The following is a 26,092-nucleotide window of genomic DNA, read 5'->3' as shown; positions in this document are numbered from 1 at the left end:
CGGAGAGTTTAAAAAATGGCGGTCTGCCCGCATGGCAAACCATAAACTATAAACAAGAAACCAGAAACTAATTCGAAAGTAACTTCCTGTAAAATGGTATCAACTCTTTAGCAAGTACTTCATGGTCCTCCACACTGGGATGCCCGGTACAGCCTTTGGCATACATAGGTTGAAAAAAGTGCAGGGCTACCGGTTTGGCGGAAGGGTATAAGGCATCTATTTTTTCTTTTACAGTTGTAAGACAGTTTTGTAACTGCTCACGCTTTTTATCATGCAACATACCGCTGCTGAGCAATGCTATTTGTGCGGTTGGGTATTTTGTTTTTACTAACTGTATAAATTGAATGTATTTCAGTACATAAGTGGCGCTGTCGAATGGTTTGCGGGGCGTTTTACCATCGCCATCGCTAAAATCATTTGTGCCAAGCGCTATGCTTACGATCTGCGGTGTGTAGGTTGAAAAATTCCAGCGATGCTGGCTTTGTACCTGGAAATCGGTATTCTCATACACCTGCAACATGATCGGGTTATCGCTATTCCAGTTACGATAGATGCCAATGCCGCTTACACTGCTCATAATATAATTCACGCCTAATGCCCGGGCTACGCGCGGTCCATAGGCCATATAAGCATTGTGTTGATTGTGATATGGCCCGGCGCCACAAGGCACTTCCGAGGCATCAGCGGCCGCACCGCAGGTAATGCTGTTACCGATAAATTCAATCAGCGGTGCTGCGGGCCGTTGAAGGGCCTGAATGTCCTGAGCGCTTGCTGCATGTAATATAATGGCGCCCGTGTGCGCTTCAGTGGCTTTGTAGATCCAAATGGTATGCGCTCCCGCTGTGGGGGCTGTTATTTCTATTGGTTCTTTTAATGCAGAATCGACGCGAATGCGTTTTTGATATACGCCATCCAACTCGTATTGCAGGTAGTTGTGATGCATCCACGATGGAATTGATACCGTTAATTGAAATTTGGTTCCTGTATACCTAAAACCTACCTGGCAGGCGCTACTAATTAATTCAAGATTGTGTTGTTCATTGATTATACTACGGCCGAAAGGGTGGAAGGCGGCAGCTGGTAAACGATAAGCCTGGGCGGAGGCTGGTTTGGCTACAAAACAACCAGCGCATACAATATAAATGGCTACTATACCAAGACAGCATTTTTTAGTTGACATCGCAATCTTATTGCTGCCAAAAATATTTGATTTGCCGGCATATCGCTGGTATTATTTTGCCCATTGCGCATACTTTTTTGGTAGTGGCCAGGCTAAAAAACTGAATAACCCGGCACTGCTATAAGGCATAAAAGAAAAATTTGTGTAGTTAAATGGCTACGCATATATTTGTAGTCAAATAGCTACATAATGAATTTAAGAAGAGACGTATTTCAGGCCATAGCAGACCCTACAAGAAGGGCTATATTGCTGCTGGTAGCCTCACAAGCCATGACGGCAGGGGCAATAGCTGCAAACTTCGACACCGCCAGGCCAACTGTTTCAAAACACCTGCAAATACTTACCGAGTGCGAATTACTTGGGCAAGAGCAAAACGGCAGAGAAATTTACTATCACTTAAATCCTCAGAAGATGAAAGAAATAGCAGACTTTATTGAGCCGTTCCGCAAAATGTGGGATGACCGGTTTAATAAACTGGAAAGCATTATGAAAAAATACAAACCAAAAAAATAGGATCCCATGGAAAAGAAAACAAAGATCACCGCAGAAGAAGGTAAACAGGATTTAGTGATAACAAGGGAATTTGATTTGCCGGTAGCGCTGCTTTTTAAAGCACATGTAGAGGCTGAGATTTTTGAAGAATGGATGTCTCACGAATATGGAACAACGAAAGTGAAAAAACTGGAAGCCAGGCGGCACGGTAGTTGGCGATTTGAAACAACAGATGCCCAGGGAAACATGTTATTTGGGGCCAATGGGGTAATTCATGAGTTTGTTGAGAACCAGAAGATCACCCGCACATTTGAAATGGAAAATACGCCTTTTCCCGTTCAGATTGAGTACCTGGAATTTGAACAGCTTACTGAAGATACCTGCAGACTTAAAATGCAGATAGTATATAAATCAGTTGAATACAGAGACCAACATCTGAAGATGCCTTTTGAATATGGCATGAACATGGCGCATAACCGACTTCAGGACGTTCTAAGCAAATTAAAATAATACCTTATGACAAAGAGAAATAAAATTATCTATTGGATTGCAACCGGCTGGCTGGCATTAGGAATGCTGTCGACCGGACTGGTACAGCTATTAAAAATGGAAGATGAAGTAAATAGCATTTCAAAATTGGGCTATCCCGTTTATTTTCTAACCATATTGGGTATTTGGAAAATGTTGGGCGTTGTAGCAGTATTAATTCCTAAATTTCCTTTACTAAAGGAATGGGCTTATGCCGGCTTTTTCTTTGCCATGACCGGAGCCACATTTTCACGCATTGCATCGGGTTCTTCGATGAGTGAAATATTTCCTTCCTTACTTTTGCTGGTCCTGACGCTGGTATCGTGGTATTTCAGACCTGCAGACAGAAAAACAATTTCAGCTAATTAATAAAATGAATAACATGAATCCTGAAGTTGACTGGTATTTTGATAAAGCCGAAAAGTGGCAGAAAGAATATGAAAAGTTGAGAATGATCACGCTCGACTGCGGACTTACCGAAGAATTGAAATGGGGTTGCCCTTGTTATACCTTTCAGAACAATAACCTGGTTTTGATCCATGGATTTAAAGACTACTGTGCGTTGTTGTTTTTCAAAGGTGCCCTGTTAAATGATCCCGATGGTATTCTCATTCAACAAACGGAAAATGTGCAGGCGGCGCGCCAGATCAGGTTCACCAGTACCAGGGAAATAGTGAAAATGGAACCCATCATCAAAGCTTATATATATGAAGCTATTGAAGTGGAAAGAGCCGGTTTGAAAGTGAAATTAAAAAAGACTTCAGACTTCGCCATTCCCGAGGAATTTCAAAAGAAACTAAATAAAATGCCTGCCCTGAAAAAGGCTTTTGAAGCATTGACGCCGGGACGGCAAAGAGCATATATTTTTTATTTTTCCCAGGCCAAACAAGCCAAAACCCGGGAGTCGAGGGTTGAAAAATATATACCACAGATCCTTGAAGGAAAGGGAATAGATGATTAATGCAATGTTAGATAGTTCTATGGTTCGATTGGCGGAGTTCTGAGCGGTAGGATCGCTTTTGAATTTCAGCAACTAAAAAAATAAATCAATCTGGCAATCAGACCATCTATAATAGGTTTTTCGCCCTTTTAGTCAGCCCGGCAATGACCGGATCTTCTAAATAATTAAAAATGCGGACAGGGAATTCCTTTATTCCCCGGCGGACGTTTGATAAAGATGAGTGAGATTTCTATACCGCCACGGCTTTGTGAAGCGGCTTTCAAACTGGAGATATTGACATCGTAGGAAGCGCCCAGTCTAAACCCGCCAAACTCCAGGCCCAGGTAAGGGATCAGGGCATCGTTTACATTGTTGAAACGCGTCCATAAACCTGCATAAAAGTTAGTAGGGTTATCTTCATCCTGGTTCATATTGAAACCAACAGCACCACCCGCTACAATATTCGTAGCGCCTGCCTGGCGGCTGAATAATGAACTGAAATATACCGTGCGGGTATTATTGGCCAATGGAAGCGCGCCACCCGCGTGCACGGTTAAACGGGGATTTAATGTATAGAAGATATCACCGGTAAACGATTCTTTTGGTTTATTGAGGTGATAGCCTGCTACGCCGAGGTAATAATTATTAAAGCCATCGGTAGAACCATTGAACAGGGCGCCTACCGAAAGATCGAAATAGCTGAGGTTGATCTGCCGGTCGTTCACAGCCTCACCGCTAGGGTTCGTCCAGCCACCGAACTGGTCGAGTTCGTCTTCAAAATTCAGTTTGGTGCCATCGAGGCGTTTGGTATTGTATGTACCCTGAAAGCCTACGCCGATCGAGTTCAGTCCATCTTCATCAATTCCTTTATGATACGAGGTAGATATAGAGATCAGGTTAGTGGATAGGATACCGTTAGCTGTTTTATCTGTCATTGCCAGCACACCAACACCCCAGGTATCTATTTCTGAAATTTTACTGCGTAAGATCGGGGCATCGAACGATGCGGTAGAAGTAACAAATGCTTTACTGATCGCGGGCCATTGATCGCGATAATTACCAGCTATGCGGAAATCGCCGTTAAACTTACCTGTCAAGGCAGGGTTCAGTGTAAGGGGAGAAACGAAAAATTGTGAAAAATTAGGGTCTTGTGCCGAGGCTGTCTTCAGCAGGGTGCAAGCTAGAATTGTTATATAAAATTTCCTCATCCGCATAGGTTTCGAGTCTAGTAACAAAATACGAAATAAAAACGACAAGTGCGAACTTATAACGGTACAATCGGGTATTAATTTTTTAGTCGTTTTCCATGTGCATAAAAAACGAAATATCTAACTAATACTGTGTTTTTCCTTCTTTCCCCCTCACATCTGAACTTTGGTGCCAAATGCGAGGTCGCCGGCATCTCCCAGTCCGGGAACAATGTATCCTTTGGCAGTTAGTTCCTCGTCAATGGCCCCGCACCAGATCTTCACCTGGGGTTCGCTGCGTTGCACATATTCAATTCCTACTGTGCAGGCAATGGCCGCTACTACGTGTATTTCGCGCGGATGACCCTCGTCACGCAAATATTGAATGGTTTTTACCAGGGAGGAACCTGTCGCCAGCATGGGGTCTGAAATGATCACTACCCGGTTTTCGAGCTCGGGGCAGGAGATATAATCCAAACTGATCTCGAAACTGCCATCGTGCTGGTGTTTGCGGTAAGCCGAAATAAAGGCATTGTCGGCTTTGTCGAAATAATTCAACAATCCCTGGTGCAGCGGCAGGCCGGCCCGTAGAATGGTGGCCAGCACGGGTTGTTCTTTAAGTACTTTACATTGGGAAATTCCCAGCGGCGTTTGCACTTCTCTTTCTTCATACACCAGTTGGCGGCTGATTTCATAGGCGGCTATTTCACCAATACGTTCCAGATTACGGCGGAACCGCATGCGGTCTGACTGGATTTGAACATCCCGGATCTCGCTGATCCAGTCGCAAACCAGGGAACATTGAGTGCTAAGGTTAATAACCATTGATAAGAGTTTTGGATTTTGGGTGGCGATATATGAAATTTGACGGGCAAATCTATTCTAAATATTCTTTTTTAATACCAGAAATCTACCAACAGTTATGATATATCGGGCAATTGGCATTATGAGCGGAAGTTCACTCGACGGATTAGACATTGCTTTTGTTGAATTTCACGAAAGTTCAGGCACCTGGCAATATGAAATAAAAGCGGCTGAATGTTACCCTTATTCAGAAGAATGGGTGAAAAAGCTGCGGAACGCCATTCATCTTAATGCGCTGGATTATCATCTTTTACATACCGAATATGGCCATTATATTGGGGAGCAGGTGAATGCCTTCATTGCTCACCATAACCTGCAATACCAGGTACAACTGATCGCCTCGCACGGGCATACTACCTTTCATGCCCCCGCTAAAAAAATGACCGGTCAGTTGGGCGATGGAGCCGCCATAGCCGCCGTTACCGGCATTAACGTGGTAAGCGATCTGCGGGCGATGGATGTGGCCCTGGGCGGACAAGGCGCGCCCATAGTGCCTATCGGCGAAAAACTACTCCTGGGCAACTATACTTTTTTCCTGAACCTGGGTGGTATCGCCAATATGTCCTACAATCATCCCGATAAATACATTGCATTTGATGTTTGTCCGGCCAACCGGGTTTTGAATATGCTGGCGCATGATGCCGGGAAACCTTTTGATGATGCCGGACAAATGGCCGCATCAGGTACCCTGCATCCGAACCTCCTGAAAATGCTGGATGAGCTGGAGTATTACGAGTTGCCCTATCCTAAATCGCTGGCCAATGATTTTGGGACCGATGTATTGTACCCGTTGCTGAAAAGCAGCGGCGCTTCAACCGCCGATGCCATGCGAACCATGGTTGAGCATATTGCCCGGCAAATAAGCGCCTCTATTATAAATATTTTGGAAAAGGAGGCGCCGGCTCCCGATAGCAATCGGGAAGCCAGTTTAAAACTGCTTGCAACCGGTGGTGGCGCGCATAACACCTTTTTGATGGAACGCCTGCATGCTGTATTACAGCCCGCTGGAGTGGAAGTGGTCGTGCCTGATAAAGATATTATTGATTTCAAGGAAGCGCTTATTATGGCGCTGATAGGCGTTTTACGCTGGCGCGAAGAGAACAATGTACTGGCCTCGGTAACCGGCGCTTCCCGCAGCAGTATTGGCGGCGCGGTGTGGATTGGACAGGAAGCGTAGGGCAATATTGAATGTCGAATATTGAATATTGAAAGGAGAGAAATGATGAATGAAAAATGATAAATGAAGAAGAAAGTAAATACAGTTCTTGATTACCGGATAGAGGTTTTCAGTTCCGGGTTCCTTTTTCATTTCTCTGTTCTTCATTTTTAATTCTTCATTTCCCCTGTTATTCGGGAATAAGTATATTTAGTTCCGAATATTATTTCCGTAGTAAAAACCTTATTCATGAAAAAGTTACTGACTTTATCCTTATCACTCCTGCTGCTACATGCAGCAACCTCATCGCTATGGGCGCAACCTTCTGCCCGCGAAAAAAAATACTTCAACCTGCTGCAGAAAACGTTCGATGAACAACAGGCATACAATACCGTATGGTTTGTAGAACAACGCTGGCGACTGGCCGGCAACAGCGGTTTTAATGAAAGCATTTATCATGTAGAAAAGATCCTGCAACAGGCAGGGTATAAAAAAGAAACTGACGGCGAAGCAACGGGAACGCTTACCTACCGCATTGAAAAAAGACCCATGAAACATAAAACGTGGGAGCCGGTTGACGCCAGCTTATACATCGTTGGCGACAAAGAACCATTGCTGCAGTTCAGGACCAATCGCAATATGATCGCCATGTATTCCGCTTCTACACCTGCCGAAGGCGTAACGGCCGAACTGGTGTACATCGGCAAAGGTTCTGCAAAAGAGTGGGAGGGGAAAGATGTAAAAGGCAAAATTGTAATGGGCGAAGCCGGCATTGGCGGTGTTTATAGTAATGCAATGAAGAACGGGGCCATTGGCGCACTGGCCTATTCCATGCACGCATATAATCAACCAACAAAATATACAAATTCCATCCAGTTCCAGGGTATTGGTTATACCGATTCATTACGACAGAAATGGGGCCTCCTGTTATCGTATGCTGCCAAAGAAAAACTGAAAGCGGCAATAGCGAAAGGACCTGTAACGGTAAAAGTGGTTGTCAATACCAGAATATATGAATCGGAAGAATTAACGCTGGTGGCCAATGTGCGCGGTAAAACCCAGCCCAATGAACGATTTGTATTCAGCGCCCACGTGCAGGAACCGGGCGCCAATGATAATGCAACGGGTGTAGGTACGCTGGCCGAAATGGCGCGTACAACGGCCTTACTGGTGCAAAAAAAGAAAGTAGTGCCACAACGCACGCTCACTTTTTTATGGGGCGATGAAGTTGTTTCTACCCGTCGCTATATACAGGATGATACCGTGCGGGCCAAAGGCATTAAATGGGGATTGAGTTTGGATATGGTTGGCGAAGACACCCAAAAGACCGGCGGTACTTTCCTGATTGAAAAAATGCCCGATCCTTCGGCTATCTGGACGCGTGGTGAGGAGAAGCACAGCGAGTGGGGGGGGAGTCCGATGAAAGAGGAAGACATGTTCCCGCATTATTTTAATGACCTGTTATTAAACCGGTGTTTGTTTGAAGCAGCCAATACAGGCTGGGTAGTGCGCACCAATCCGTTTGAGGGTGGCAGTGACCATACGCCTTTTTTAAACGCCAGGATCCCCGGATTGCTGATGTGGCATTTTACAGATGTTTTTTATCATACCGATGCAGACCGGTTGGATATGGTTTCCCCTATGGAAATGAAGCATGTTGCAAAAAGCGCATTGGCCACCGCCTACCTGCTTACAACGGCTGATAATAAAACAGCCGTAGCGCTTATTAACGATATTACCCGTAATGCGTTGAAACGGTTAGAAACCGAATTTAACCTCAGTATTAAGGCGGTGCAGGAAGGAAATGACAAAGCGAAAGAAAAACATATACTCGAGGTATGGAGCGATTGGTATATAAAAGCGTTGGCTTGTACCATTGATATTCCGGCTGGGGAGGCTGGCAGAAAGGTTCGGGAGGCGATAGAAAAAGCGCAGCAGCACATCAGGCAACAAACGGCCGTTTATATTTCTCAATTGTAAAGAAAAACTGCAGAGAGAAAAGGAAATCGACGGAAAGCTTAAAGAGCTATTCACGTTTGTCGATTACCTGATTCACGAAAAAAAACATCCCGATAAATCGGGATGTTTTTGTGAAATTATTTGATAGTTAAATGACTGGACTGCTTTAATTACTTGATCTTATTCACCACAGTTTCTTCTACGTAAGTGTGGCTTCTGTTGATAGTATATACTTCAGAAGTGTTGTTCTTTTTAGATTTCACTACTACATGCAAAGCTGCATTTCCAAAATCTTCAGATTTCAATAAGAACTTTTTAGAGATGTTAGCGCCTTTGAATTTATCGGTATACAACACATTACCAACTTCATCACGGAAAGTTACAGTGATCTCATCTTCTTCTGCATTGGTCAGGTTCAATTGGAATACAGGTTGGTTTTCCATGTTTCCGATGAACTTCAATTCTGTTATATTGTTGGGTTTACCTTCGTCGTTAGCCAGTGTAATAGTTGAGAATCCTACAGTTAAAGCGATTAATGCGATAATAGCGATTGCCTTTTTCATAGATGTAATGTTTTTATGTTTATTTTCTGTTTACGAACTTTTTGTATGGAGTTACAATCGCGTGAGGCAGGCAATGCGTAGATTTTCGTGGAGTGAGCAACGTACTTTTACCAGATCTACACTCTTTTGTGTCGTTTGTTGCGTTTCGTAATGCAAACATACATCCGGTCAGGCGCCCGCGAAAACCAACAAAAGGCTGTTTTTAGGATGGGTAAGGCCCTTATAAAAAGTTAAAACCCGCTGTGGTAGCGGGTTTTCGTATCTGGAGGCCATGATGCCCAACCGTTATTTACCGTGTTTTTATTTTCCGGGTCAGGGGTTGAAAAAAACTACCGGTAAAGGTTACATCATTACTTTTTAAGGATCTTCATTTTTTTGTTCCCCGTACTGATAACATACATACCAGGTTGTAAATCATTCACATCAATGCGCATGGTATTATTAATGGCGGGTGGCGACAGGTATAAACGCTGTCCGAATATATTAGTAATAGCTACCCGTTCCCCTGGTAACACCCCCGCTACCTGTATGGCAGTAGTAAATGGATTGGGGTAACATTTTATTAATGTATTGTCGGTTGCCTTACTGGTTCTAACAGTTGAATTACGAGCCTCACCTGAACCAGACAATACAGACGGGTCTAAATAATAAACGGTCATACTGATATAATCAATCCTTGCAGAGGGAAGCAAACCGACCAGGCCATTTATTTCGGCAGAAAAGGAAATCCCGAAGTCGCTACTGTTAATATCTGCCTGCGACCAGGTAGTGCCCCACAGCTCATTATCATTACCGTATGAGGTGTATGTATCTGAAGATGGCCACAAAGTACTTCCATCTGCCAGATTTGTTCCGGAAACAGTTCCGTTTTTGATGATGCGTACATTGTAGTCTGTTACAGAAGTAAGGTTGAGCACCACGTTGGTAGCGCTTTTAACAACATTTACTTCTATGCCGCAAATAGTAGATCCTACAGGAATAGAGAAACCGAAGTTAGTGGCCTGTAAATATTCTGTTTGGCCGCTGAGCAGGCTGATTATTGATGAAGCGGTAGAACGGCTGTTATCATCAACTGAAATGTTCGACGGGTTATTAAAGGAATAATCACTTCCTGCAAATGAGGTGCTTGTTGCGGTGCCCGGACTATTGGGGCCGGAAGCTGTACATTGGGCCTGGGCAAAACGAGGTGTCGTAAGAGCATAGCAGAGTAAGAACAAAATAATCTTACTCCCGCGGATTTCGGGTGTCGGATTCATAAGTTTATAGGGTTAATGATAATTTGAATATGCTACTAACTGAAACGCTTAACCTTAGTTGTAATTATTTAATGTATACTAAAACAAATTACCACATGCATGAGGACTAGTGCCCTATAAAGGTAGAAACTTTATTAAATAATTATAGTAATTATAGTGTAAGTGTTAATACTTAATAGTGAGTTGAATACACATTATGAGTTGGTTTTAGATCCCTAAAACGTTTTTCAATTTGGCATAACCGGTTTTGCTTACAGGCACTTGTGCGCCGGTCTTTAATTGCGCCAGAAAATTTTCTTTTTCATATGGATCGATCCGGGTAACCAGTTGTACGTTTACCATATAAGAGCGGTGCGTGCGCACAAATTGTTGCGGATTCAACACCTTTTCAAAGTGCCCCATGGTCTTGTTCTTTAGAAAGGCGCCCTCCCTGGTGTGGATCTTTACATAATCATCTGCAGCTTCAAGGTAGTGTACTTCATCAATAGGTATGATCTTTATTTTATTGCCGGTCTTTACAACGATCCGTTGATTTTGTTGCGGCCCCTGGGCGGCGGTCTCCAGCAGTTCGCGGGTATTGTTGGCTGTTACAGCGGTATCACGCTCTATTAAGCGTTCAATGGCTTTATCGAAGCGTTCCTGGCTAAAGGGCTTTAACAGGTAATCTACCGCATGGCTTTCAAAAGCTTTGATGGCATATTCATCAAAGGCAGTGGCAAAAATTACGGCCGGTGGTTGTTCTACCAGTTCCAGCATTTCAAACCCGTTGATCTTGGGCATTTGTATATCCAGGAAGATCACATCGGGCTGGTGCTGCATGATTGCCTTAATACCTTCAAAGCCATCATTGCATTCCTGCATTACGGTTATGTCAGGATGTTGTAAAAGGTATTCTTTTACAACCAGTCGTGCCAGCGGTTCATCATCTACAATAATGGCTTTTTTCATCTCAGTATTGTTTGTATGGGTGTTATTCTATTATGAAATACAAAATTGCGTTATCAAAAGTTAAAGCTGTGGAATTTTTATAACAGTGGTAAACAGGTTATCGGAGTGCTTCGTGATCAGCAGATCGTTTCGTGCAAACAACAAATACAAACGCCGCTGTACTGAGCTTAATCCAAATCCTGTTCCCTGTTTGGGAGATGAAGTCTCCGGGTCAAAAGGGTTTTGAATGGTAATAACCAGGTAATTGCTTTCCTGTGCGGCCTGTATATTTATGGTTACCGGTTCGGTGGTGTCGTACAAGCCAAACTTGATGGCATTTTCAACCAGCGGTTGTAACAACATGCTGGGCAGTTGCAATTTATTAGCTGCGTCAGAACTATTAATGGCAGTATTCAACCGGTGACCGAACCGAACTTTTTCTATATCTAGGTATAATTGTAAATGTTGTAATTCATCTTCCAGGCTGATCCATTGGTTCTCTTCTTTCTTTAAAGTGCCTCGTAAAAAATCCGACAACTGTTGTATCATTTTACGCGCCTGTGCCGGTTGTATGGTGATCAAAGCACTGATTGAATTAAGGCTGTTGAATAAAAAATGCGGTTGCAATTGCTGGCGTAATTTATATAACTCCGCTTCGCGCGACAGTTTCTCGGCATTTGTTTTTCGGTGTTCACTGTCTTTTTGTTCTTCCAGTGTTAAATACAGTTCACTGATCAGCGCCATGCAGATGGTGATCAGTAAGGCTATATCAAATCGTATGGGCATGAACTTGTCAAGGAATTGCAGGTATTCGGGTTGATCGGGGAGAATATGGGCCATGGCATACTTAACGATAACACTCCATATTCCACAGACGGCTGCACAAATTATAATGATATGGATATACTTTCCTTTCTTAGGGCGGTAGTACCAGAGGTTATTAACAATCAGAATGGTTTTTAATGCCAGCAATCCATTGCTCACGAGGCTGTCCATGGCCGATATATACCAGGTGAATCCCCAGCCATGTAAAATCCTAACCTGCATCAGCGACCAGGCAAGCCAGCCTGCTGCAAATATGGTTTTGTTCTTAAAAGTGCCAAGTGGAGAAGAAGCCATTTCAGGTTACAGGTTTCAAGTTACAGGTTACATGTTGTTGGTTACCGGTTCTGTCTTACGTGTTCTGTATTGCTTGCAGCAGTTTTCACGATTCACGCTAAAATAACTGCAAATACTTATGCGTATTGCTCGATTTGATATGAGCGGCTTTTTTATGAACCAGTTCAATATACTGTCCGGCATTATCAGATTCCTGGATGCGTGAGTACAATTCGGCGCCATCAATAAGCGCAGAGATCTTATACAGCTCACACACATTCACAAACTGCCAGGATACCATTTTTTGTTGCTGGTTCAGGAACATTTCCTGCTCCTGTTCACCAATGGCCTTTGCTTTATCAAATGCTTCGTTTTCGTCATTGGCCTGAATCAGTCGCAACTGTTCATCAAACTGGGATGTGTGGTTGCCTTCGCCGCAAATGATCCGGTATACTATTTTTGCCAGGAACCAGTTCATATAAAACTTTTTAATGGTTGGGATGAAAGAATTTATTAATAGCTTTTTATATCAATACCGCCGAAGAAAGTAGTACCGTTCAAAACAATTACTTTGTCTTCATCGTAGTTCGATTGTGGGGGACGTTTATCTTCTATGCCACCGAACACTGCAACCACTTGTGAACGTATTTGCCAGTGCGGGGGTACTATCAGCTTGGTACTGCCGAATATTTGTACCAATTCAATGGAGATGGGGCCGTTAAAATCGGCATGGCTTAAATTAATTTCGGCGCCGCCGAATATGGAAATAATTTCGCCGCCTTTGAAATTTTTTGAGTACACCAGCTTTTTTACACTACCGAAGATGGTTACCACTTCCAGCCAGCTATCACTATTTTTTTTATTGCTTTCTGCAGCAGGGTTGATCATTGTTTCAGGGATGGTTGGGTCTGGCACATCATACACATTGGGTATATTTTGCTTGTACTGATCTCCCTGCATTCCATTCCATTGATTCCATTTCTCATGCCACTTGCGATGGCGGCGGGGCGCCAGCATTATGATTAACCCTAAAGCGATAATAACCACCGGCCAAATGAAATGGTGAATGGGAACTTTGGGCCAGATCTCATCCAGTAGGAATACAGCACCTATACCAGTAATAACAACCCAACCCGGATCGCGAAATGAATTGCCGGCGCCGGCCAGAAGCCCGAACCCAACTAATATCATAGGCCAGGTAAATAACCAGCCTGGAAATGGAACACCAAACTCTTTCAATAGAAAAATAGATCCTATACACAGCAACAACAAACCGGCCAGTACACTGCCGCTTCTATTCCGCCTTCTCATAAGTTCTTTTCTTCTTTCTTTTCTGTAAGCCTTCCGCTGTTCCTTGATTGTCTTATCGCGCATGAGGGATTAATTTTACACAAAGCTATACTCCCCGGCGGCGTACAGCAAGCGCTGGCCGACAGGCAGAAGATATATGTCGGTAAAACCGGCTATTTGACCGGTGAAGCCGGAAGAACTGGTTGCCGGTTGCTCCCGGCTTAGCCGCGACCGGTTACAGGGCGAAGAAGTTGGCAGTATCCAAATGCCTGATTACAGGTTTCAAGTTGAAGGTTACAGGGAGGTTAACATGCAGGTTTACCTTGTAACTTGCACAGTGTTTTCCCGGTACCTGGCAACCGGTACCCGGTAACTTTAGCAAATTGCCTTGCCTGAAGCGTGCAGCTTGTAACGGATTTTTCTTTTGCAAATTGGTTCCGGTTTGCCGGATTCACCATTCATCTAATTGAATTCATTAATATTCCTCGACAATTTGCTTCTGATACGGCTGAGTGTTTCCAGGGTCATGCCCAGGTAAGAAGCGATGAATTTAAGCGGAACCCGGTTCAGCAGGTCGCTTTTAGTGGCAATAAAATGTTTGTATTTGGAAGTGGCTTCCATTAAGCGGGCAATGAAGGCTCTTTCCTCAGCATCGCGATAATATTTTTCGAGGATTTTTCTGCCTACAATATTCGCTTCCGGAAAATGATCGTATAAATATTGCAGGTCCTCAAAGCTGAGGCCAGAGAGTTCGCAATCTTCCAACGCCTGGATGTTTTCGCGTGCGGGTTGCTGTAAACCAAAACTGGTGATACAGGTTACCAGTTCCTGCTCGCTCGAGATCCAGGTGGTGATCTCTCTTGCACCTTCTTTTACATAACTACGTAAAATGCCTTTTCGTATCAGGTATAGTTGGGAGCACATGGACCCGGCTGTAACTAGAAATTCACCTTTGTCCAACTGACTGGGATAGCTCTTTTGATTCAGGTATTCCTGAGCTTCTTTACTAACGGGATATATATTTTTTACAAATAAAGTAAAAGGTGATTCGGGAATTGCAGTTTTAGATAACCATTGCTCCACGCCTGGCTTCTTGTTTACTGTTGATGAAGTCATCTTGTAAGGTTTTTTGGTTCCTTAATTGAGAATACGTTTTAAACCTTTATCAGCTTCAAAGGAAAGGCGCGGGTATTTGCAAAGAATGTTACTATTAAAGATATAAAGAATATTTTTAGTTTACTAGTATTTATAATATGAAGTTGCAGATAATGCGATTTTGTGGTAAATGGGTAGAAATGCAGGCGGTTGCAGAAGGTTTAGCCGGTTTAAATACTAAGACTGCATCAACTTAAACTCATCTCCATCAAAAAGTCCCAGGTCGCTTAATTTCAAATGCGGAATAACCAGCAATGCCATAAACGACAGGGTCATAAAAGGCGCGGAGAGGGTAGACCCCTGCGATTTGGCCATGGCGTCAATGGCCGTATAGGCATTGGCTACTTCGTACCCGTCTTCGGCGCTCATTAGTCCGGCAACGGGCAACGGCAAAACGAGGGAAGCCTGCGGCCCCACACAACTTACGCCACCCTGTTGTTCAATTACCAGGTTTACAGCTTTGCAAAGGCTTTCATCATCTACGCCTACCGCCACAATATTGTGACTATCGTGGGCTACAGACGACGCAATGGCGCCTTGTTTTAATCCGGTATTCTTTATAAAAGACCTGGCTACAACCGCATTGGCATACCGGTTCACCACTACTATTTTTAGGATATCCCTGTCCGTATCGCTCACCATATAATCTTCCCTGATCCTGGGCGGCAACATCAATTTATTGGTGATCAACTGACCGTCGAGCGCCTCAATGACCGGTATTTCCTGTTCCCCTTTCCAGGGTATATGGAAATCGGATGAAGCCTTTATCTTGCAATTGAAATTATTGATGTTGCCAGAAGTTTGCGAGGCTATACGGGATTTCCCATTCTCCGCTACCAACTCGCCGTTAATGTAGGTTTGCAACACCTGGAACTGATCCAGATCATTGGTTACAATAAAATCAGCCGCATCGCCGGTGCGTAGCAAGCCAACCGGAAGCTTGTAATGTAAAACAGGGTTTACGCAAGCGGCCTGCAATACACTGAACACATCGATGCCTTTGGCAACTGCCCGTGCGCAAAGCTGGTTAATGTGACCGGCTACCAGGCTATCGGGGTGTTTATCATCACTGCCAAAGAGTATGTGTTGCGGATAGTCGTTCAGCAGGTCGATCAATGCTTCGAAATTGCGGGCGGCACTTCCTTCGCGAATAATGATCTTCATGCCGTACTGCAATTTATCCAGAGCCTCCTCGCGGGTGAAACATTCGTGGTCGGTGCTGATGATCACTTTCCCTGGCTCTCCTGCTTCAATGTACAAGCGGGCCTGTTCCCCTCGTAATCCCGGCGCATGCCCATCAATGGGTTTCCCGGCTTGCCGGGCCGCCTGTATTTTTTTCATTACCACCGCATCGTTGTACAACACACCCGGGAAATTCATCATTTCGCTTAAATAGGGAATTTCTTCTTTCTGCAACAGGGCGGCTACCTCATCCGTATCGAGGGTAGCGCCTGCGGTTTCAAAACCCGTGGCGGGTACACAGCTCGGTGCGCCAAAGAAAAATTTGAAAGGAACTGTTTTACCATTTTCGATCATGTATTCAACCCCCTTCATTCCACACACATTCGCAATTTCATGCGGATCGCTGATCGTAGCCACCGTGCCATGCACTACAGCCAACCGGGCAAACTGGCGTGGCACCAGCATGGAGCTTTCAATATGCACATGGCTGTCGATAAAACCAGGAATAATATAGGGCTGCGTCTCTCCTTCATCTTCTATTGGCGTAATGGATTCTATTTTCCCATTAACCACGGTTATAGCAGCAGTGTATATTTTTTTCTGCCATGTGTCTGCGAGTTTGCCCTTTATGGTGAATTGCATATTTTCTGTTTGTTGGAATGCGGATTTTATGAGTCTCTCCGCCCACAATATTAAATTAAAAAGATATGGCCCATTTGTAATATTTTAAGGCGATAACGCACTAATTTTATTGATTCCGCACCGCCCGCCTCAATGACCGGCCGGACGGGCTTTAAATTTAGGAACGGCCGATTTTTAATAACCATTTTACCAATCAAAAAGTCAAAAAATGAGATCCCTTAGAGTAGCTTTGATGGCAGCCAGTGTGCTGTCTGTAGTTTCTGTGCATGCGCAAACCGCCGATGAAATAATCAATAAACATATTGAGGCCCTGGGTGGTAAAGACAAATTGTCGACAATTAAAACCGTGTACACCGAATACGATATGGAAGTAATGGGCCAGCAGGTTTCGGGTATTACCTGGTTGATGAACGGCAAGGCATACAAGAATGAAGTAGATTTCGGTGGTCAGAAGATCATTCAGTGTATTACCGATAAAGGTGGTTGGGCCCAAAACCCGATGATGGGACAAACCGCACCGGAAGCAATGCCCGCCGACCAGGTTAAAATGAGCCAGGGCCAACTGGATGTAGGTGGTCCTTTATTTAACTACGCTGCCAAAGGCAATACTGTTGAACTGTTGGGCAAGGATTCGGTTAATGGCAAAACTACCTTCAAACTGAAATTAAAAGGTAAGGATGGAACCGAGAGCATTTACTGGATAGATCCTTCAACGTATTACGTGTTAAAAAGCACTGTAAAAGCCCATGTGAACGGAATGGATATGGAAACCAGTGTGGCTTTTTCGAACTATAAGAAAACAGAGTATGGTTTTGTGGTTCCTTCCAATACGGAAGTATCCCTGCCGCAGGGTTTAACGCTGAATGTTACCAGCAAAAAGATCGAGATCAATAAAGAAATGGATATGAAGTTATTCGATATGCCGAAGTAATAACTTTAACTTTTTCTAAACGCAATAATATTATTGTTGCCACGGTTCCCTTTGTATAAGGGCGCCGTGGCAATTTTTTTGTGGTTAGTTTGCCGGTAACGGTTGTTTCTTTAATTTGATGCTTTAATCTGGCAATATGGCAATTATGAAAAGAAGTATTTGCAGCATTATTTTGTTGGTTGTATTTGTTACGGTGCATGCCCAACAGGTTATCATTAATACAGTTGGTAAAGATCCGCTCGTTAGTAAGACCACGGAAGTAGTTTACAAAGCAAAAGAAGGCGCCTGGACGTTCCAGGGTTTTAACAATGCCGTTATTAAAACCACTTACAAACCTTCCGACTACAGCAAGACCGAACAAATATCTGATGCCGTTATTGCCAAACCACCTTCCATTAATACGAAAATAACGAATGCTGTTTCGCAAACCGTTGAATGGGACAACCTGACAAGCGTAGTTGTTCAGCGCGAAAAACTCTATTATAAAATTGGAAAAGAAGTAAAAGTAAAATCCGCTACTTATTTTACGCAGGGCGATGCGCGGGGCTTCCGCTTCCAGCTTTTTAATGATGAGCAGATCTTTGGCGGCGGCGAACGCGCATTACCGATGAACCGCCGGGGATATCACTTCAATTTATATAACAGCCCTTCTTATGGTTATGGACTGGGCGCCGAAAACCTGAACTTTTCTGTGCCGGTATTTATTTCTTCCGCCGGCTATGCTTTATTCTTTGATAATCCTTCAAAAGGCTATGTTGATATTGGTCAGGCCGATAAGAATGTGCTTGAGGTTGGTTTTACCAGCGGCGAACTAACTTACTATGTTGTATTTGGAAAAAGCATTGATGAAATGCTGAGTAATTATACCGCCATCACCGGTCGTCAGCCATTGCCACCCCGTTGGGCATTCGGCAATTTTGTATCACGGTTTGGCTATCGCAGCGAAGAACAGGTGACGCAGGTGGTTGACAAAATGAAAAAGGACCAGTTTCCTATGGATGGATTGGTGTTTGACCTGTTTTGGTTTGGCGATAACATTAAAGGAACACTGGGCAACCTTGATTGGGTGAACATGCAAAAATGGCCTAACCCCAAACAAATGCTCACTGATTTTAAAACAAAGGATAATTTAAAATCGGTACTGATCACAGAGCCTTATATTTTGCAGAATACGAAAACGTATGCCGAAGCCACCCCTTTCCTGGCTACCGGGGCCGATGGCAGCGCCATGATGATCCCTGATCTTTATTTCGGCACCGGTGGACTGGTTGATATTTTCCGCAAGCAATCGCAGGACTGGATCTGGAAGTATTATAAAAAGCAGGTTGGCAATGGCGTAAGCGGTTGGTGGCTCGATCTGGCAGAACCCGAAAAGCATCCTGCAGGCATGATGCACAATCTGAAAGATTATGGCGTTGCCCGTGCTATGGGCGCCGATGAGGTACATAACGTATATGGACATTACTTTAGTAAAATGTTTTTTGAAAAGTATAGTTCTGAAGTTAGCGACCAGCGGTTGTTCTTATTGAACCGGTCGGGGTTTGCCGGCAGCCAGCGATACGGCGTAATTCCCTGGACGGGCGATGTGGCCCGTAGTTGGAGCGGCTTGAAGTCACAACCATTGGTTTTATTAGGAATGAGCCTGTGCGGGTTGCCCTACATTCATTCCGATGCCGGCGGTTTTGCCAAAGCTGATCAGGCTGACCCGGAGCTGTATACGCGCTGGCTGCAGTTTGCTGCTTTTACGCCGGTGTTTCGTCCGCATGGCACGGCGTTGGAAGATCTTGATCCCGGCACCAAAAGCATTCCCTCTGAACCCTGCTTTATTGAGGAGCCGTATAAAAGCATTGTTCGCAATTATATCAACCTGCGTTACCAGCTATTGCCGTACAATTATTCCTTAAGCTATGATCAGGCCGTGTTGGGCAAGCCGTTGATGCGTCCTTTGTATTATTATAATTTTGCAGACAGCAACGCTTTAAGAGCCGAAGAAGAATATTATTGGGGCGATAATTTACTGGTAGCTCCGGTAACCACCCAGGGCGCAACGGCCCGGATGTTGTATTTACCTGCTGGTAAATGGTATAGCCTGGCCAATAATTCGGTTACAGATGGTGGTAAATTTATCAACCAGCCGGCTGATATAAAACAAATACCGGTGTTTGTAAAAGAAGGCAGCTTTGTTCCTTTATGGATCACGAAAGATACCATCAAATCAACCGGGAGCTACAACTCAAAAGACATAACCATCCGTTACTATCCTTCTGCCAACGCTACAACGTATGTTTGGTATGATGATGATGGCATCAGTACCCGAACGCTGGAGAAGGCCGATTACGAGCTGGTAACTTTTAAAGGTGTTACTGCAGGTAATAAAGTAACCATCGATATTACGACCAATAATCCCAATCAGTACGGGAAGAAATTCAAACGCAAGTTCAATTTTGAATTGCCCGTTGCGCTGGCAGCAGGTCAGCAAGTGTTGGTTAATGGGAAACCATTAGGCGCTGAAAGTATTGGCAAACAAAAAAATCAGTTTCAGCAGCTAACCAATGAATTTGTATCGGTAGAATTTAACGGAAAGCCGGTGAAGGTGGAGATCACTTTGAAATAAAAAACGAAGAATAAGAAACGGAGAAATGAAAAAGTGGCGTCCCGGTCCGTGTTGTTGAAAAATTAATATTACTAAAATAATTGATAGTCAGCATCAGTGCGGGCGGGTTAATTACGGTACGTAGAACTCCTATGCAAATAATTTCACTTTGGCACGCGGCATGCATTTGTATAGGCGTAAATCCACCCTTATGAAAAAGACAATCGTCTTTGCACTCGTTATGCAGTTGGTAATTTACCTGCTCATATTTTTGATAGCATAGTTTACTATCCTGTTACTTGTAGCGATTTGACCTTTTGGTCGGATCGCTTTTTTTTTAGCCTCCGCCTGACCATCCCGGCAAGCTGGGAACGAACAAAGTATTTGTTTAAGCCACGGTAATGTTTAATGCTTATCTAACAGATCGGGTCGTCTGTCTTTGGTGCGTTGCAGGGATTGTTCATACCGCCAGTCATCTACTTTTTTAGGATCACCGCTGAGTAAAATATCAGGTACTTTCCAGCCTCTGAAATCGGAGGGGCGGGTATATACTGGTGGGGCTAACAGGTTATCCTGGAAGGAATCCATGAGGGCAGAGGTTTCATCGTTCAGCACGCCGGGTAATAACCGGCCTACAGCATCAACAACAATAGCGGCTGCGAGTTCGCCGCCACTTAAAACATAATCGCCAATTGATATTTCCTTTGTTACAAAATGCTCGCGGATGCGTTCATCGATGCCTTTGTAGTGACCGCAAATGATGATCATGTTTTCTTTCAGCGACAGTTGGTTGGCTATCGACTGGTTAAACCGTTCGCCATCGGGCGTCATAAAAATGATCTCATCGTATTTCCGGTCCTTCGACAATGTTTCAATGGCATTGGCCAGGGGCTCACACATCATTACCATGCCGGCGCCGCCGCCATATTGGTAGTCATCAACCTGTCCATATTCATTCACTGCCCACTGCCGCAAATGATGCACGTGCACCTCAAGCAAACCCTTGTCACGGGCTCTTTTCATGATAGAATGGGAAAAAGGGCTTTCCAGTAATTCGGGCAAAACGGTGATAATGTCAATACGCATGGCGCAAAGATAGGATGATGGAGCTTATTCCATAAATTCGTCCAGATCTCTACGTTCTTTCTTGGTAGGCCGGCCAACTTTACTGAGGCGTTTACCGGTATGGAAGCTCGATGCCTGACGCTGCAATTGAAGGCGTTCCAGTTCTTCGGCAGGGGTAATATCACTATAATATTTGATGGCTTCGGAATAGGCCATGCGGTTGTGCAAAAGACCGGTGACTTTTATCCGCCAGAGGCGGCCTTCCGTTCTCACATCATATTCATCGCCTACGTGCACCTGTTTGGCCGCCTTGGCCTGTGTGCCATCGAATTTTACTTTGCCACTATCGCAGGCGGTTGCAGCCATTGAGCGCGTTTTAAACAGGCGAATGGACCACAGGTATTTATCGAGTCGAAGTTTATCTGATTTTTCAGTGTTGCTCATAATTCACCATTTTCAACTTATCTCAAAGTTAAAAAAATGATGGTGAATGGTCAAAGGTCACTGGTGAATAGCAAGAAAGGCAAGTGGGAAGTGGCGAGTAGCTAGTGGGAAATACAAGGAAGGCAAATGAGAAGTGGCGAGTAGCTAGTGGGAAATACAAGGAAGGCAAGTGGGAAGTGGCAAGTAGCTAGTGGGAAATACAAGAAAGGCAAGTGAGAAGTGGCAAGTAGCTAGGTTTGAAATACAAGGAAAGGCAAGTAGCGAGTAGCTAGTGGGAAATTCTGAGTGCTTTATTAATAGCGAGTTCCGAATTAAACCCCACTAGCCACTAGCTTCTTACCACTAGCTTGAAAAATACTTATGGAAATATGGAATGGTCTCAATGCCTTTATAAAAATTTACCAGGTCAAATTTTTCATTGGGCGAATGCAGGTTGTCGCTGTCTAACCCAAAGCCCATGAACACGATCTTTACGCCCAGTTCTTTTTCAAGAATAGAACAAATGGGAATACTGCCACCACCACGTACAGGAATAGGTTTTTTGCCAAACGTGGTCTCGATGGCCTGCGCCGCCGCCTGGTAAGCTTTTGAATCAATAGGCGTCATGTAAGGTTCCCCACCGTGCAGGTTATACGCTTCTACCGCAACACCGGCCGGGGCTATCTTTCTGAAATGCTGCAATAACATTTCTGTTATTTTTTCAGATGACTGGTTAGGAACCAACCGGGCCGATATTTTAGCATAGGCTTTTGATGGTAATACGGTTTTGGCGCCTTCGCCGGTATAACCACCCCAGATACCGTTTATTTCGAGGGTAGGGCGAATGCCGGTGCGTTCATTGGTGGTATATCCTTTTTCTCCCCAAAGTTCTTTTACGCCTAGATCATTTTTGTATTCCGCTTCATCGTAAGGCGCTTCCGCCATTAATTTTCTTTCCGCTGCTGTAGATTCTACCACATCATCATAAAAACCGGGAATGGTGATATGATTGTTGGCATCGTGGCAGGATGCGATCATTTTTGCCAGAATTGTAATGGGATTGGCTACCGCACCACCGTACACGCCACTGTGCAGGTCGCGATTGGCGCCTGTTACCTCAACCTGTATATAAGCCAGTCCGCGCACCCCAATATCAATGGATGGTGTATCCATGCTGATCATAGAACTGTCGCTAATAAGGATCACATCGCATTTCAGCAGCTCCTGGTGGGCTGCTACAAAGGCGGCGAGGTTTGGTGAGCCCACTTCTTCTTCTCCTTCTATCAAAAACTTGATGTTGTTCCCGAGCGAATTGGTTTTTGTTAATATTTCCAGGGCTTTCACATGCATATAGAACTGCCCTTTATCATCGGCAGAACCGCGGGCATAAATGCGACCTTCTTTGATCACCGGTTCAAACGGACCGCTGTGCCAAAGATTCAACGGGTCGGGTGGTTGTACATCATAATGGCCGTATACCAGTACGGTTGGTTTGGAAGGATCAACGATCCTTTCGGCGTATACTACAGGGTGCCCTGCTGTTTCGTATACCCGCGCTGTACCTGCGCCGGCCTCGAGCAGCCGTTCTTGTACTTTTTCCGCGCATTTTCTCATATCCGCCTTGTGGTCGCTGTTGGCGCTCACAGAAGGAATGCGTAATAATTCCAGTAATTCATCCAGGAAGCGATCTTTGTTCTTCTCCTGGTAATCTTTCCAGGCTTGCATAATCATGTGTTTATTTGAGTAATAAGTTTAATAGTGAATTGAAAGCGAATATAGGTTTTTTAAAACGGCTAGTGGTAAGTAGTAAGTAGCTAGTAGGGCTTTTATTCGAAACTCATAACTAATCGCTTGCTTCACTTTATTCCCAAATCGTACCTACTATTTTTCTTCCTACTAGCCACTAGCTACTAGCTACTCGCTTCTTACAAGCTATGCTTTTTATCCTTCAACACATTCTCCAGCGTCCATTCTACCTGTTTTTCAAAGGGGCGTTTGCGCACCGTGCATTCGCTTTTAGTGCAAATACTGCAGGAAAAATCAAGGCAGGCATCGGTATGCACGAACAGTTCAAACACCGTCCCAAATTCTTTTTTAATAAGCCTTCCCAGTTCTTCCACTTCTTTATGCGCTTCCACCACGTTCAGGTACCAGGGCACGGTAAGGTGACAGTCAATATGATACTGTCCGCCATACTTGATCACACGCAGGTTGTGCAGGTCGATCCAGTTGGAGCGGCGATTGGCATTGAGTACGGCCAGCATTTTTTGCAACAGTTCTTTATCGGCTTCATCCATAATACCGGCGAGGGAATGCCGCAAAATATGGTAACCGGTATGCATAATGATAAAGGCAAAAACAATGGCGGTCACACTATCGAGCCACGCCATTTTCGTGAATCGTATCAGTACCAGGCCAAGAATTATTCCCAGGGTAGAGTAGGTGTCTGATTGCAAATGTTTGCCGCTGGCCACCAGGGCAAGGGAATTGTTTTTCTTTCCGTTACGAATGCTGATAAACCCAACTACAAAATTGATAAGGGCTGTTATGGCTACGAGTATGATACCGCGGTCGAGTTGTTGCAGCTCGCGGGGATAAATGAAATGAATAATTGATTCGTAAATGATGACCAGTGCGGCTACAATGATGAGCGTTCCTTCAACAGCAGCTGATAAAAACTCCGCTTTCCCATGACCGTACGGGTGGTTTTCATCGCGGGGTTTGGCGGCCACATACAAACTGTACAACCCAATGAACCCGGCCACTACATTTACGGTGCTTTCCAGCGCATCGGTTAAGATGGCTACAGAGTGGGTCACCCAAAATGCCACCATTTTAATGATGAACAGCAGTACGGCAACCGTTACCACCCATTTCTGTATGCGAAGATTTTCCCTGCCTGAGTTCATTCTTAGTTCGTTAGTGCTAAACTACAAACCATAAGCCATAACAAAAAAATCCTAACTAACCTGCGGTTGTTCTTTCGCCACTTTATTCCTGCCAACCAGCTTTTTGATGGCTCTGTAAAACCGGAAGTAAAATTCTTTATTAAATAATTGTGAATCGTTCAGGGCTTTAATGATCAGGAAAATGGCAATAGGCATTAGCACGGCAGTGGCCAGCCACATACCGGCGGCCGGTTGCAACACATCTTCCTTCACGAACTTTTTCCCAAAGTTGTTCAGCAGGAAAAAGATAACGAAGAATATTACGGCGAATACCACGGGCGTACCTATTCCTCCTTTGCGTACAATAGAACCCAGCGGCGCGCCTATGAGGAACAAGACCAGCACGGCAATTGACATAGTGATCTTTTCATGGTAGGTCATCATGCTCAGGCGCAGCTCTTTTCTTTTGCCATCATAATCCCATGAGGGGCCTTCGATGGTAGATTTTGAAGAGTTGGCGAAGGAAATACTTTGGTCAACCACCGATAGTTTTACTGCTGTAGGCGCATTATCTGTCTTCGACATTTTTAAACTGTCGGGCAATTGATCAATAAATGATTTTCCTTTTTTTATTGGCGGCGCTTTTACATCCATCCAGCCGGTATCGAGGTATTTTGAGAAACCCATGTAGCCTTGTAGGTCCTGCCGGTCGCGTTCTTTGAATTTGTCAAGCATTCTTTGCAAAGAATCGATGTTCCTGCTCAACTGCCGGGTGCTTAACATTTCGTAACGGTCTTTGTAGGTACTGTCTGAAGTGCGGGCCAACATCAGTGAGCTCAGGTCCAATATTTTTTTATATTCTTTAAAACCCAGCCTGATGAAATCGGTGTTGTTGGCATAACGGTTGCCGCGTTCTTCATAGCGCCAGCCATTGAAGAGCGTAAATTCAAGAAAACGTTTATCGGCCGAAATGCGCATAATGCCTTTTTCTGCCGCTACGATATTATCCTGCGGTCCGGTGCTGGTTTCATAAATGATCACATTGTGTAAAATGGAGTCATTTTCTTTTTTCGAAACTTTGATAGCGTAATCGGGAATGGTGGTATAGAATACGCCTTCTTTGAGATCGAAGGCCGGTTTTTTATTTACCAGGTCGTAATGCAGGGTTTTCATTTTCAGGTTGGCAACCGGAATTACATAATTATTGAACAGGAATGCCAGAGCCGATAATAACATCGCTACTACGGTAAGTGGAAGCATGAAGCGCAATAATCCGATACCGGCCGATTTAATGGCTACCAGTTCAAAGGTTTCGCCCAGGTTGCCGAAGGTCATGATGGAGGATAACAAAATGGCCAGTGGCAAGGCCAATGGAACCAGTGTGGCGCTCAGGTAAACAACGAGGCGCAGCATGGTAATAACGTCAATGCCCTTGCCTACAAAATCGTCGATCCACAGCCAGAAGAACTGTAGGATCAGTACAAACAGGGTAAGGAAGAAGGTTGCGATAAAAGGTCCGATGAATGATCGCAAAACCAGTATGTCTAATTTTTTTATCACAGGCTTTAGTTCTTATTCTGTTTACTTATTTTTAATAGCTGCAGGCCGCAAGCTGCACGCTTCAAGCTGCAGGCAAAACCAATAACTTGAAGCCGGTACCTTGAAACCTTTAACTTGTAACAGTATGCCAATTCCCAATTCCTCATTCCCAGTTCCCCGTTGCCTTTATGCCTCGATGCCTTGTTGCCTTTTCTAATGCCTCGTTGCCTTAAT

24 protein-coding genes are annotated in these 26,092 nt (G+C 44.3%); 8 read left to right on the top strand and 16 right to left on the bottom strand.

Going from position 1 to position 26,092, the window contains the following annotated elements; translation table 11 throughout:
* Nucleotides 1–67: 67 nt before the first annotated feature.
* The gene (locus tag FAM09_RS04145; protein WP_136575798.1) at nucleotides 68–1,180 is read right to left on the bottom strand and encodes an SGNH/GDSL hydrolase family protein; all 1,113 of its coding nucleotides are present in this window, start codon (nucleotides 1,178–1,180) and stop codon (nucleotides 68–70) included.
* Between the two features lie 189 nt (nucleotides 1,181–1,369).
* Between FAM09_RS04145 and FAM09_RS04140 the strand changes: the two genes are divergently transcribed.
* Genes FAM09_RS04140 through FAM09_RS04125 form a run of 4 tightly spaced genes read left to right on the top strand, consistent with a single transcriptional unit; the run spans nucleotide 1,370 to nucleotide 3,161 of the window.
* Nucleotides 1,370–1,693: an ArsR/SmtB family transcription factor gene (locus FAM09_RS04140; protein WP_136575797.1), complete on the top strand. Its 324-nt coding sequence runs from the start codon at nucleotides 1,370–1,372 to the stop codon at nucleotides 1,691–1,693.
* Nucleotides 1,694–1,699: 6 nt separating this feature from the next.
* Nucleotides 1,700–2,182 carry an SRPBCC domain-containing protein gene (locus FAM09_RS04135; RefSeq protein ID WP_136575796.1) on the top strand — a complete coding sequence of 161 codons (483 nt, stop codon included), beginning with the start codon at nucleotides 1,700–1,702 and terminating at the stop codon, nucleotides 2,180–2,182.
* Nucleotides 2,183–2,188: 6 nt separating this feature from the next.
* Nucleotides 2,189–2,569 carry a DoxX family protein gene (locus tag FAM09_RS04130; RefSeq protein WP_136575795.1) on the top strand — a complete coding sequence of 127 codons (381 nt, stop codon included), beginning with the start codon at nucleotides 2,189–2,191 and terminating at the stop codon, nucleotides 2,567–2,569.
* Between the two features lie 13 nt (nucleotides 2,570–2,582).
* A complete protein-coding gene (locus FAM09_RS04125; protein ID WP_136575794.1) occupies nucleotides 2,583–3,161 on the top strand; it encodes a YdeI/OmpD-associated family protein in 579 nt (192 codons plus the stop codon).
* Nucleotides 3,162–3,325: 164 nt separating this feature from the next.
* Here FAM09_RS04125 and FAM09_RS04120 read toward each other — a convergent pair whose 3' ends face one another.
* The gene (locus FAM09_RS04120; RefSeq protein WP_243751587.1) at nucleotides 3,326–4,348 is read right to left on the bottom strand and encodes a PorP/SprF family type IX secretion system membrane protein; all 1,023 of its coding nucleotides are present in this window, start codon (nucleotides 4,346–4,348) and stop codon (nucleotides 3,326–3,328) included.
* A gap of 153 nt (nucleotides 4,349–4,501) precedes the next feature.
* Nucleotides 4,502–5,152: a uracil phosphoribosyltransferase gene (gene upp / locus FAM09_RS04115; RefSeq protein ID WP_136575792.1), complete on the bottom strand. Its 651-nt coding sequence runs from the start codon at nucleotides 5,150–5,152 to the stop codon at nucleotides 4,502–4,504.
* Between the two features lie 97 nt (nucleotides 5,153–5,249).
* Between upp and FAM09_RS04110 the strand changes: the two genes are divergently transcribed.
* Together FAM09_RS04110 and FAM09_RS04105 are read left to right on the top strand one after the other, a co-directional pair.
* Nucleotides 5,250–6,368: an anhydro-N-acetylmuramic acid kinase gene (locus tag FAM09_RS04110; protein ID WP_136575791.1), complete on the top strand. Its 1,119-nt coding sequence runs from the start codon at nucleotides 5,250–5,252 to the stop codon at nucleotides 6,366–6,368.
* A gap of 228 nt (nucleotides 6,369–6,596) precedes the next feature.
* Nucleotides 6,597–8,327 carry a M28 family peptidase gene (locus FAM09_RS04105; protein WP_136575790.1) on the top strand — a complete coding sequence of 577 codons (1,731 nt, stop codon included), beginning with the start codon at nucleotides 6,597–6,599 and terminating at the stop codon, nucleotides 8,325–8,327.
* Nucleotides 8,328–8,476: 149 nt separating this feature from the next.
* On the opposite strand, the gene FAM09_RS04100 is transcribed toward FAM09_RS04105, so the two are convergent.
* The 8 genes from FAM09_RS04100 to ade all read right to left on the bottom strand — a co-directional run bounded on the left by FAM09_RS04100 (nucleotide 8,477) and on the right by ade (nucleotide 16,419).
* Complete coding sequence (locus FAM09_RS04100; protein ID WP_136575789.1) at nucleotides 8,477–8,869, bottom strand: hypothetical protein; 393 nt, start codon at nucleotides 8,867–8,869, stop codon at nucleotides 8,477–8,479.
* A 350-nt stretch (nucleotides 8,870–9,219) separates the two neighbouring features.
* Complete coding sequence (locus tag FAM09_RS04095; RefSeq protein WP_136575788.1) at nucleotides 9,220–10,125, bottom strand: T9SS type A sorting domain-containing protein; 906 nt, start codon at nucleotides 10,123–10,125, stop codon at nucleotides 9,220–9,222.
* Nucleotides 10,126–10,332: 207 nt separating this feature from the next.
* Nucleotides 10,333–11,073, bottom strand: coding sequence for a LytR/AlgR family response regulator transcription factor (locus tag FAM09_RS04090; RefSeq protein ID WP_136575787.1), 741 nt, complete (start codon nucleotides 11,071–11,073; stop codon nucleotides 10,333–10,335).
* A gap of 60 nt (nucleotides 11,074–11,133) precedes the next feature.
* Nucleotides 11,134–12,171, bottom strand: coding sequence for a sensor histidine kinase (locus FAM09_RS04085; RefSeq protein WP_136575786.1), 1,038 nt, complete (start codon nucleotides 12,169–12,171; stop codon nucleotides 11,134–11,136).
* A gap of 97 nt (nucleotides 12,172–12,268) precedes the next feature.
* Nucleotides 12,269–12,628 carry a DUF4288 domain-containing protein gene (locus tag FAM09_RS04080; protein WP_136575785.1) on the bottom strand — a complete coding sequence of 120 codons (360 nt, stop codon included), beginning with the start codon at nucleotides 12,626–12,628 and terminating at the stop codon, nucleotides 12,269–12,271.
* A gap of 35 nt (nucleotides 12,629–12,663) precedes the next feature.
* Complete coding sequence (locus FAM09_RS04075) at nucleotides 12,664–13,524, bottom strand: LiaF transmembrane domain-containing protein (RefSeq protein ID WP_136575784.1); 861 nt, start codon at nucleotides 13,522–13,524, stop codon at nucleotides 12,664–12,666.
* Nucleotides 13,525–13,902: 378 nt separating this feature from the next.
* Nucleotides 13,903–14,556, bottom strand: a complete 654-nt coding sequence (locus FAM09_RS04070; protein ID WP_136575783.1) for a Crp/Fnr family transcriptional regulator — start codon at nucleotides 14,554–14,556, stop codon at nucleotides 13,903–13,905.
* A gap of 216 nt (nucleotides 14,557–14,772) precedes the next feature.
* The gene (gene ade, locus FAM09_RS04065) at nucleotides 14,773–16,419 is read right to left on the bottom strand and encodes an adenine deaminase (protein WP_136575782.1); all 1,647 of its coding nucleotides are present in this window, start codon (nucleotides 16,417–16,419) and stop codon (nucleotides 14,773–14,775) included.
* Between the two features lie 208 nt (nucleotides 16,420–16,627).
* Between ade and FAM09_RS04060 the strand changes: the two genes are divergently transcribed.
* On the top strand, nucleotides 16,628–17,350 hold the full coding sequence (locus FAM09_RS04060) for a LolA family protein (protein WP_136575781.1): 723 nt from the start codon (nucleotides 16,628–16,630) through the stop codon (nucleotides 17,348–17,350).
* A 145-nt stretch (nucleotides 17,351–17,495) separates the two neighbouring features.
* A complete protein-coding gene (locus FAM09_RS04055) occupies nucleotides 17,496–19,964 on the top strand; it encodes a TIM-barrel domain-containing protein (RefSeq protein WP_166437021.1) in 2,469 nt (822 codons plus the stop codon).
* A 384-nt stretch (nucleotides 19,965–20,348) separates the two neighbouring features.
* On the opposite strand, the gene trmD is transcribed toward FAM09_RS04055, so the two are convergent.
* The 5 genes from trmD to FAM09_RS04030 form a co-directional block, all read right to left on the bottom strand.
* Entirely contained in the window at nucleotides 20,349–21,029 is a 681-nt protein-coding gene (gene trmD / locus FAM09_RS04050) for a tRNA (guanosine(37)-N1)-methyltransferase TrmD (RefSeq protein WP_136575779.1), read from the bottom strand.
* Nucleotides 21,030–21,053: 24 nt separating this feature from the next.
* Nucleotides 21,054–21,452 (bottom strand): RNA-binding S4 domain-containing protein, encoded by a 399-nt coding sequence (locus tag FAM09_RS04045; RefSeq protein WP_166437020.1) that lies wholly within the window; start codon nucleotides 21,450–21,452, stop codon nucleotides 21,054–21,056.
* Nucleotides 21,453–21,794: 342 nt separating this feature from the next.
* Nucleotides 21,795–23,156: a dipeptidase gene (locus FAM09_RS04040; protein WP_136575777.1), complete on the bottom strand. Its 1,362-nt coding sequence runs from the start codon at nucleotides 23,154–23,156 to the stop codon at nucleotides 21,795–21,797.
* 200 nt (nucleotides 23,157–23,356) lie between these two features.
* Entirely contained in the window at nucleotides 23,357–24,340 is a 984-nt protein-coding gene (locus FAM09_RS04035; RefSeq protein WP_136575776.1) for a cation diffusion facilitator family transporter, read from the bottom strand.
* A 51-nt stretch (nucleotides 24,341–24,391) separates the two neighbouring features.
* A complete protein-coding gene (locus FAM09_RS04030) occupies nucleotides 24,392–25,852 on the bottom strand; it encodes an LptF/LptG family permease (RefSeq protein ID WP_243751586.1) in 1,461 nt (486 codons plus the stop codon).
* Nucleotides 25,853–26,092: the final 240 nt, after the last annotated feature.

The organism is Niastella caeni (genome assembly GCF_004834005.1).
Taxonomy (GTDB): domain Bacteria; phylum Bacteroidota; class Bacteroidia; order Chitinophagales; family Chitinophagaceae; genus Niastella; species Niastella caeni.
This window is presented reverse-complemented; position numbering and strand designations above follow the sequence as displayed.

Bases quoted from the DNA above. Each gene is read 5' to 3' on its own strand.
- FAM09_RS04110 (WP_136575791.1), top strand. From the start codon at position 5,250: ATGATATATCGGGCAATTGGCATTATGAGCGGAAGTTCACTCGACGGA.
- FAM09_RS04145 (WP_136575798.1), bottom strand. From the start codon at position 1,180: ATGTCAACTAAAAAATGCTGTCTTGGTATAGTAGCCATTTATATTGTA.
- FAM09_RS04070 (WP_136575783.1), bottom strand. From the start codon at position 14,556: ATGACTTCATCAACAGTAAACAAGAAGCCAGGCGTGGAGCAATGGTTA.
- FAM09_RS04120 (WP_243751587.1), bottom strand. From the start codon at position 4,348: ATGAGGAAATTTTATATAACAATTCTAGCTTGCACCCTGCTGAAGACA.
- FAM09_RS04125 (WP_136575794.1), top strand. From the start codon at position 2,583: ATGAATCCTGAAGTTGACTGGTATTTTGATAAAGCCGAAAAGTGGCAG.
- FAM09_RS04105 (WP_136575790.1), top strand. From the start codon at position 6,597: ATGAAAAAGTTACTGACTTTATCCTTATCACTCCTGCTGCTACATGCA.
- FAM09_RS04080 (WP_136575785.1), bottom strand. From the start codon at position 12,628: ATGAACTGGTTCCTGGCAAAAATAGTATACCGGATCATTTGCGGCGAA.
- FAM09_RS04075 (WP_136575784.1), bottom strand. From the start codon at position 13,524: ATGCGCGATAAGACAATCAAGGAACAGCGGAAGGCTTACAGAAAAGAA.
- FAM09_RS04135 (WP_136575796.1), top strand. From the start codon at position 1,700: ATGGAAAAGAAAACAAAGATCACCGCAGAAGAAGGTAAACAGGATTTA.
- FAM09_RS04085 (WP_136575786.1), bottom strand. From the start codon at position 12,171: ATGGCTTCTTCTCCACTTGGCACTTTTAAGAACAAAACCATATTTGCA.
- ade (WP_136575782.1), bottom strand. From the start codon at position 16,419: ATGCAATTCACCATAAAGGGCAAACTCGCAGACACATGGCAGAAAAAA.
- trmD (WP_136575779.1), bottom strand. From the start codon at position 21,029: ATGCGTATTGACATTATCACCGTTTTGCCCGAATTACTGGAAAGCCCT.
- FAM09_RS04045 (WP_166437020.1), bottom strand. From the start codon at position 21,452: ATGAGCAACACTGAAAAATCAGATAAACTTCGACTCGATAAATACCTG.
- FAM09_RS04100 (WP_136575789.1), bottom strand. From the start codon at position 8,869: ATGAAAAAGGCAATCGCTATTATCGCATTAATCGCTTTAACTGTAGGA.
- FAM09_RS04130 (WP_136575795.1), top strand. From the start codon at position 2,189: ATGACAAAGAGAAATAAAATTATCTATTGGATTGCAACCGGCTGGCTG.
- FAM09_RS04035 (WP_136575776.1), bottom strand. From the start codon at position 24,340: ATGAACTCAGGCAGGGAAAATCTTCGCATACAGAAATGGGTGGTAACG.
- FAM09_RS04040 (WP_136575777.1), bottom strand. From the start codon at position 23,156: ATGCAAGCCTGGAAAGATTACCAGGAGAAGAACAAAGATCGCTTCCTG.
- upp (WP_136575792.1), bottom strand. From the start codon at position 5,152: ATGGTTATTAACCTTAGCACTCAATGTTCCCTGGTTTGCGACTGGATC.
- FAM09_RS04095 (WP_136575788.1), bottom strand. From the start codon at position 10,125: ATGAATCCGACACCCGAAATCCGCGGGAGTAAGATTATTTTGTTCTTA.
- FAM09_RS04140 (WP_136575797.1), top strand. From the start codon at position 1,370: ATGAATTTAAGAAGAGACGTATTTCAGGCCATAGCAGACCCTACAAGA.
- FAM09_RS04055 (WP_166437021.1), top strand. From the start codon at position 17,496: ATGAAAAGAAGTATTTGCAGCATTATTTTGTTGGTTGTATTTGTTACG.
- FAM09_RS04060 (WP_136575781.1), top strand. From the start codon at position 16,628: ATGAGATCCCTTAGAGTAGCTTTGATGGCAGCCAGTGTGCTGTCTGTA.
- FAM09_RS04090 (WP_136575787.1), bottom strand. From the start codon at position 11,073: ATGAAAAAAGCCATTATTGTAGATGATGAACCGCTGGCACGACTGGTT.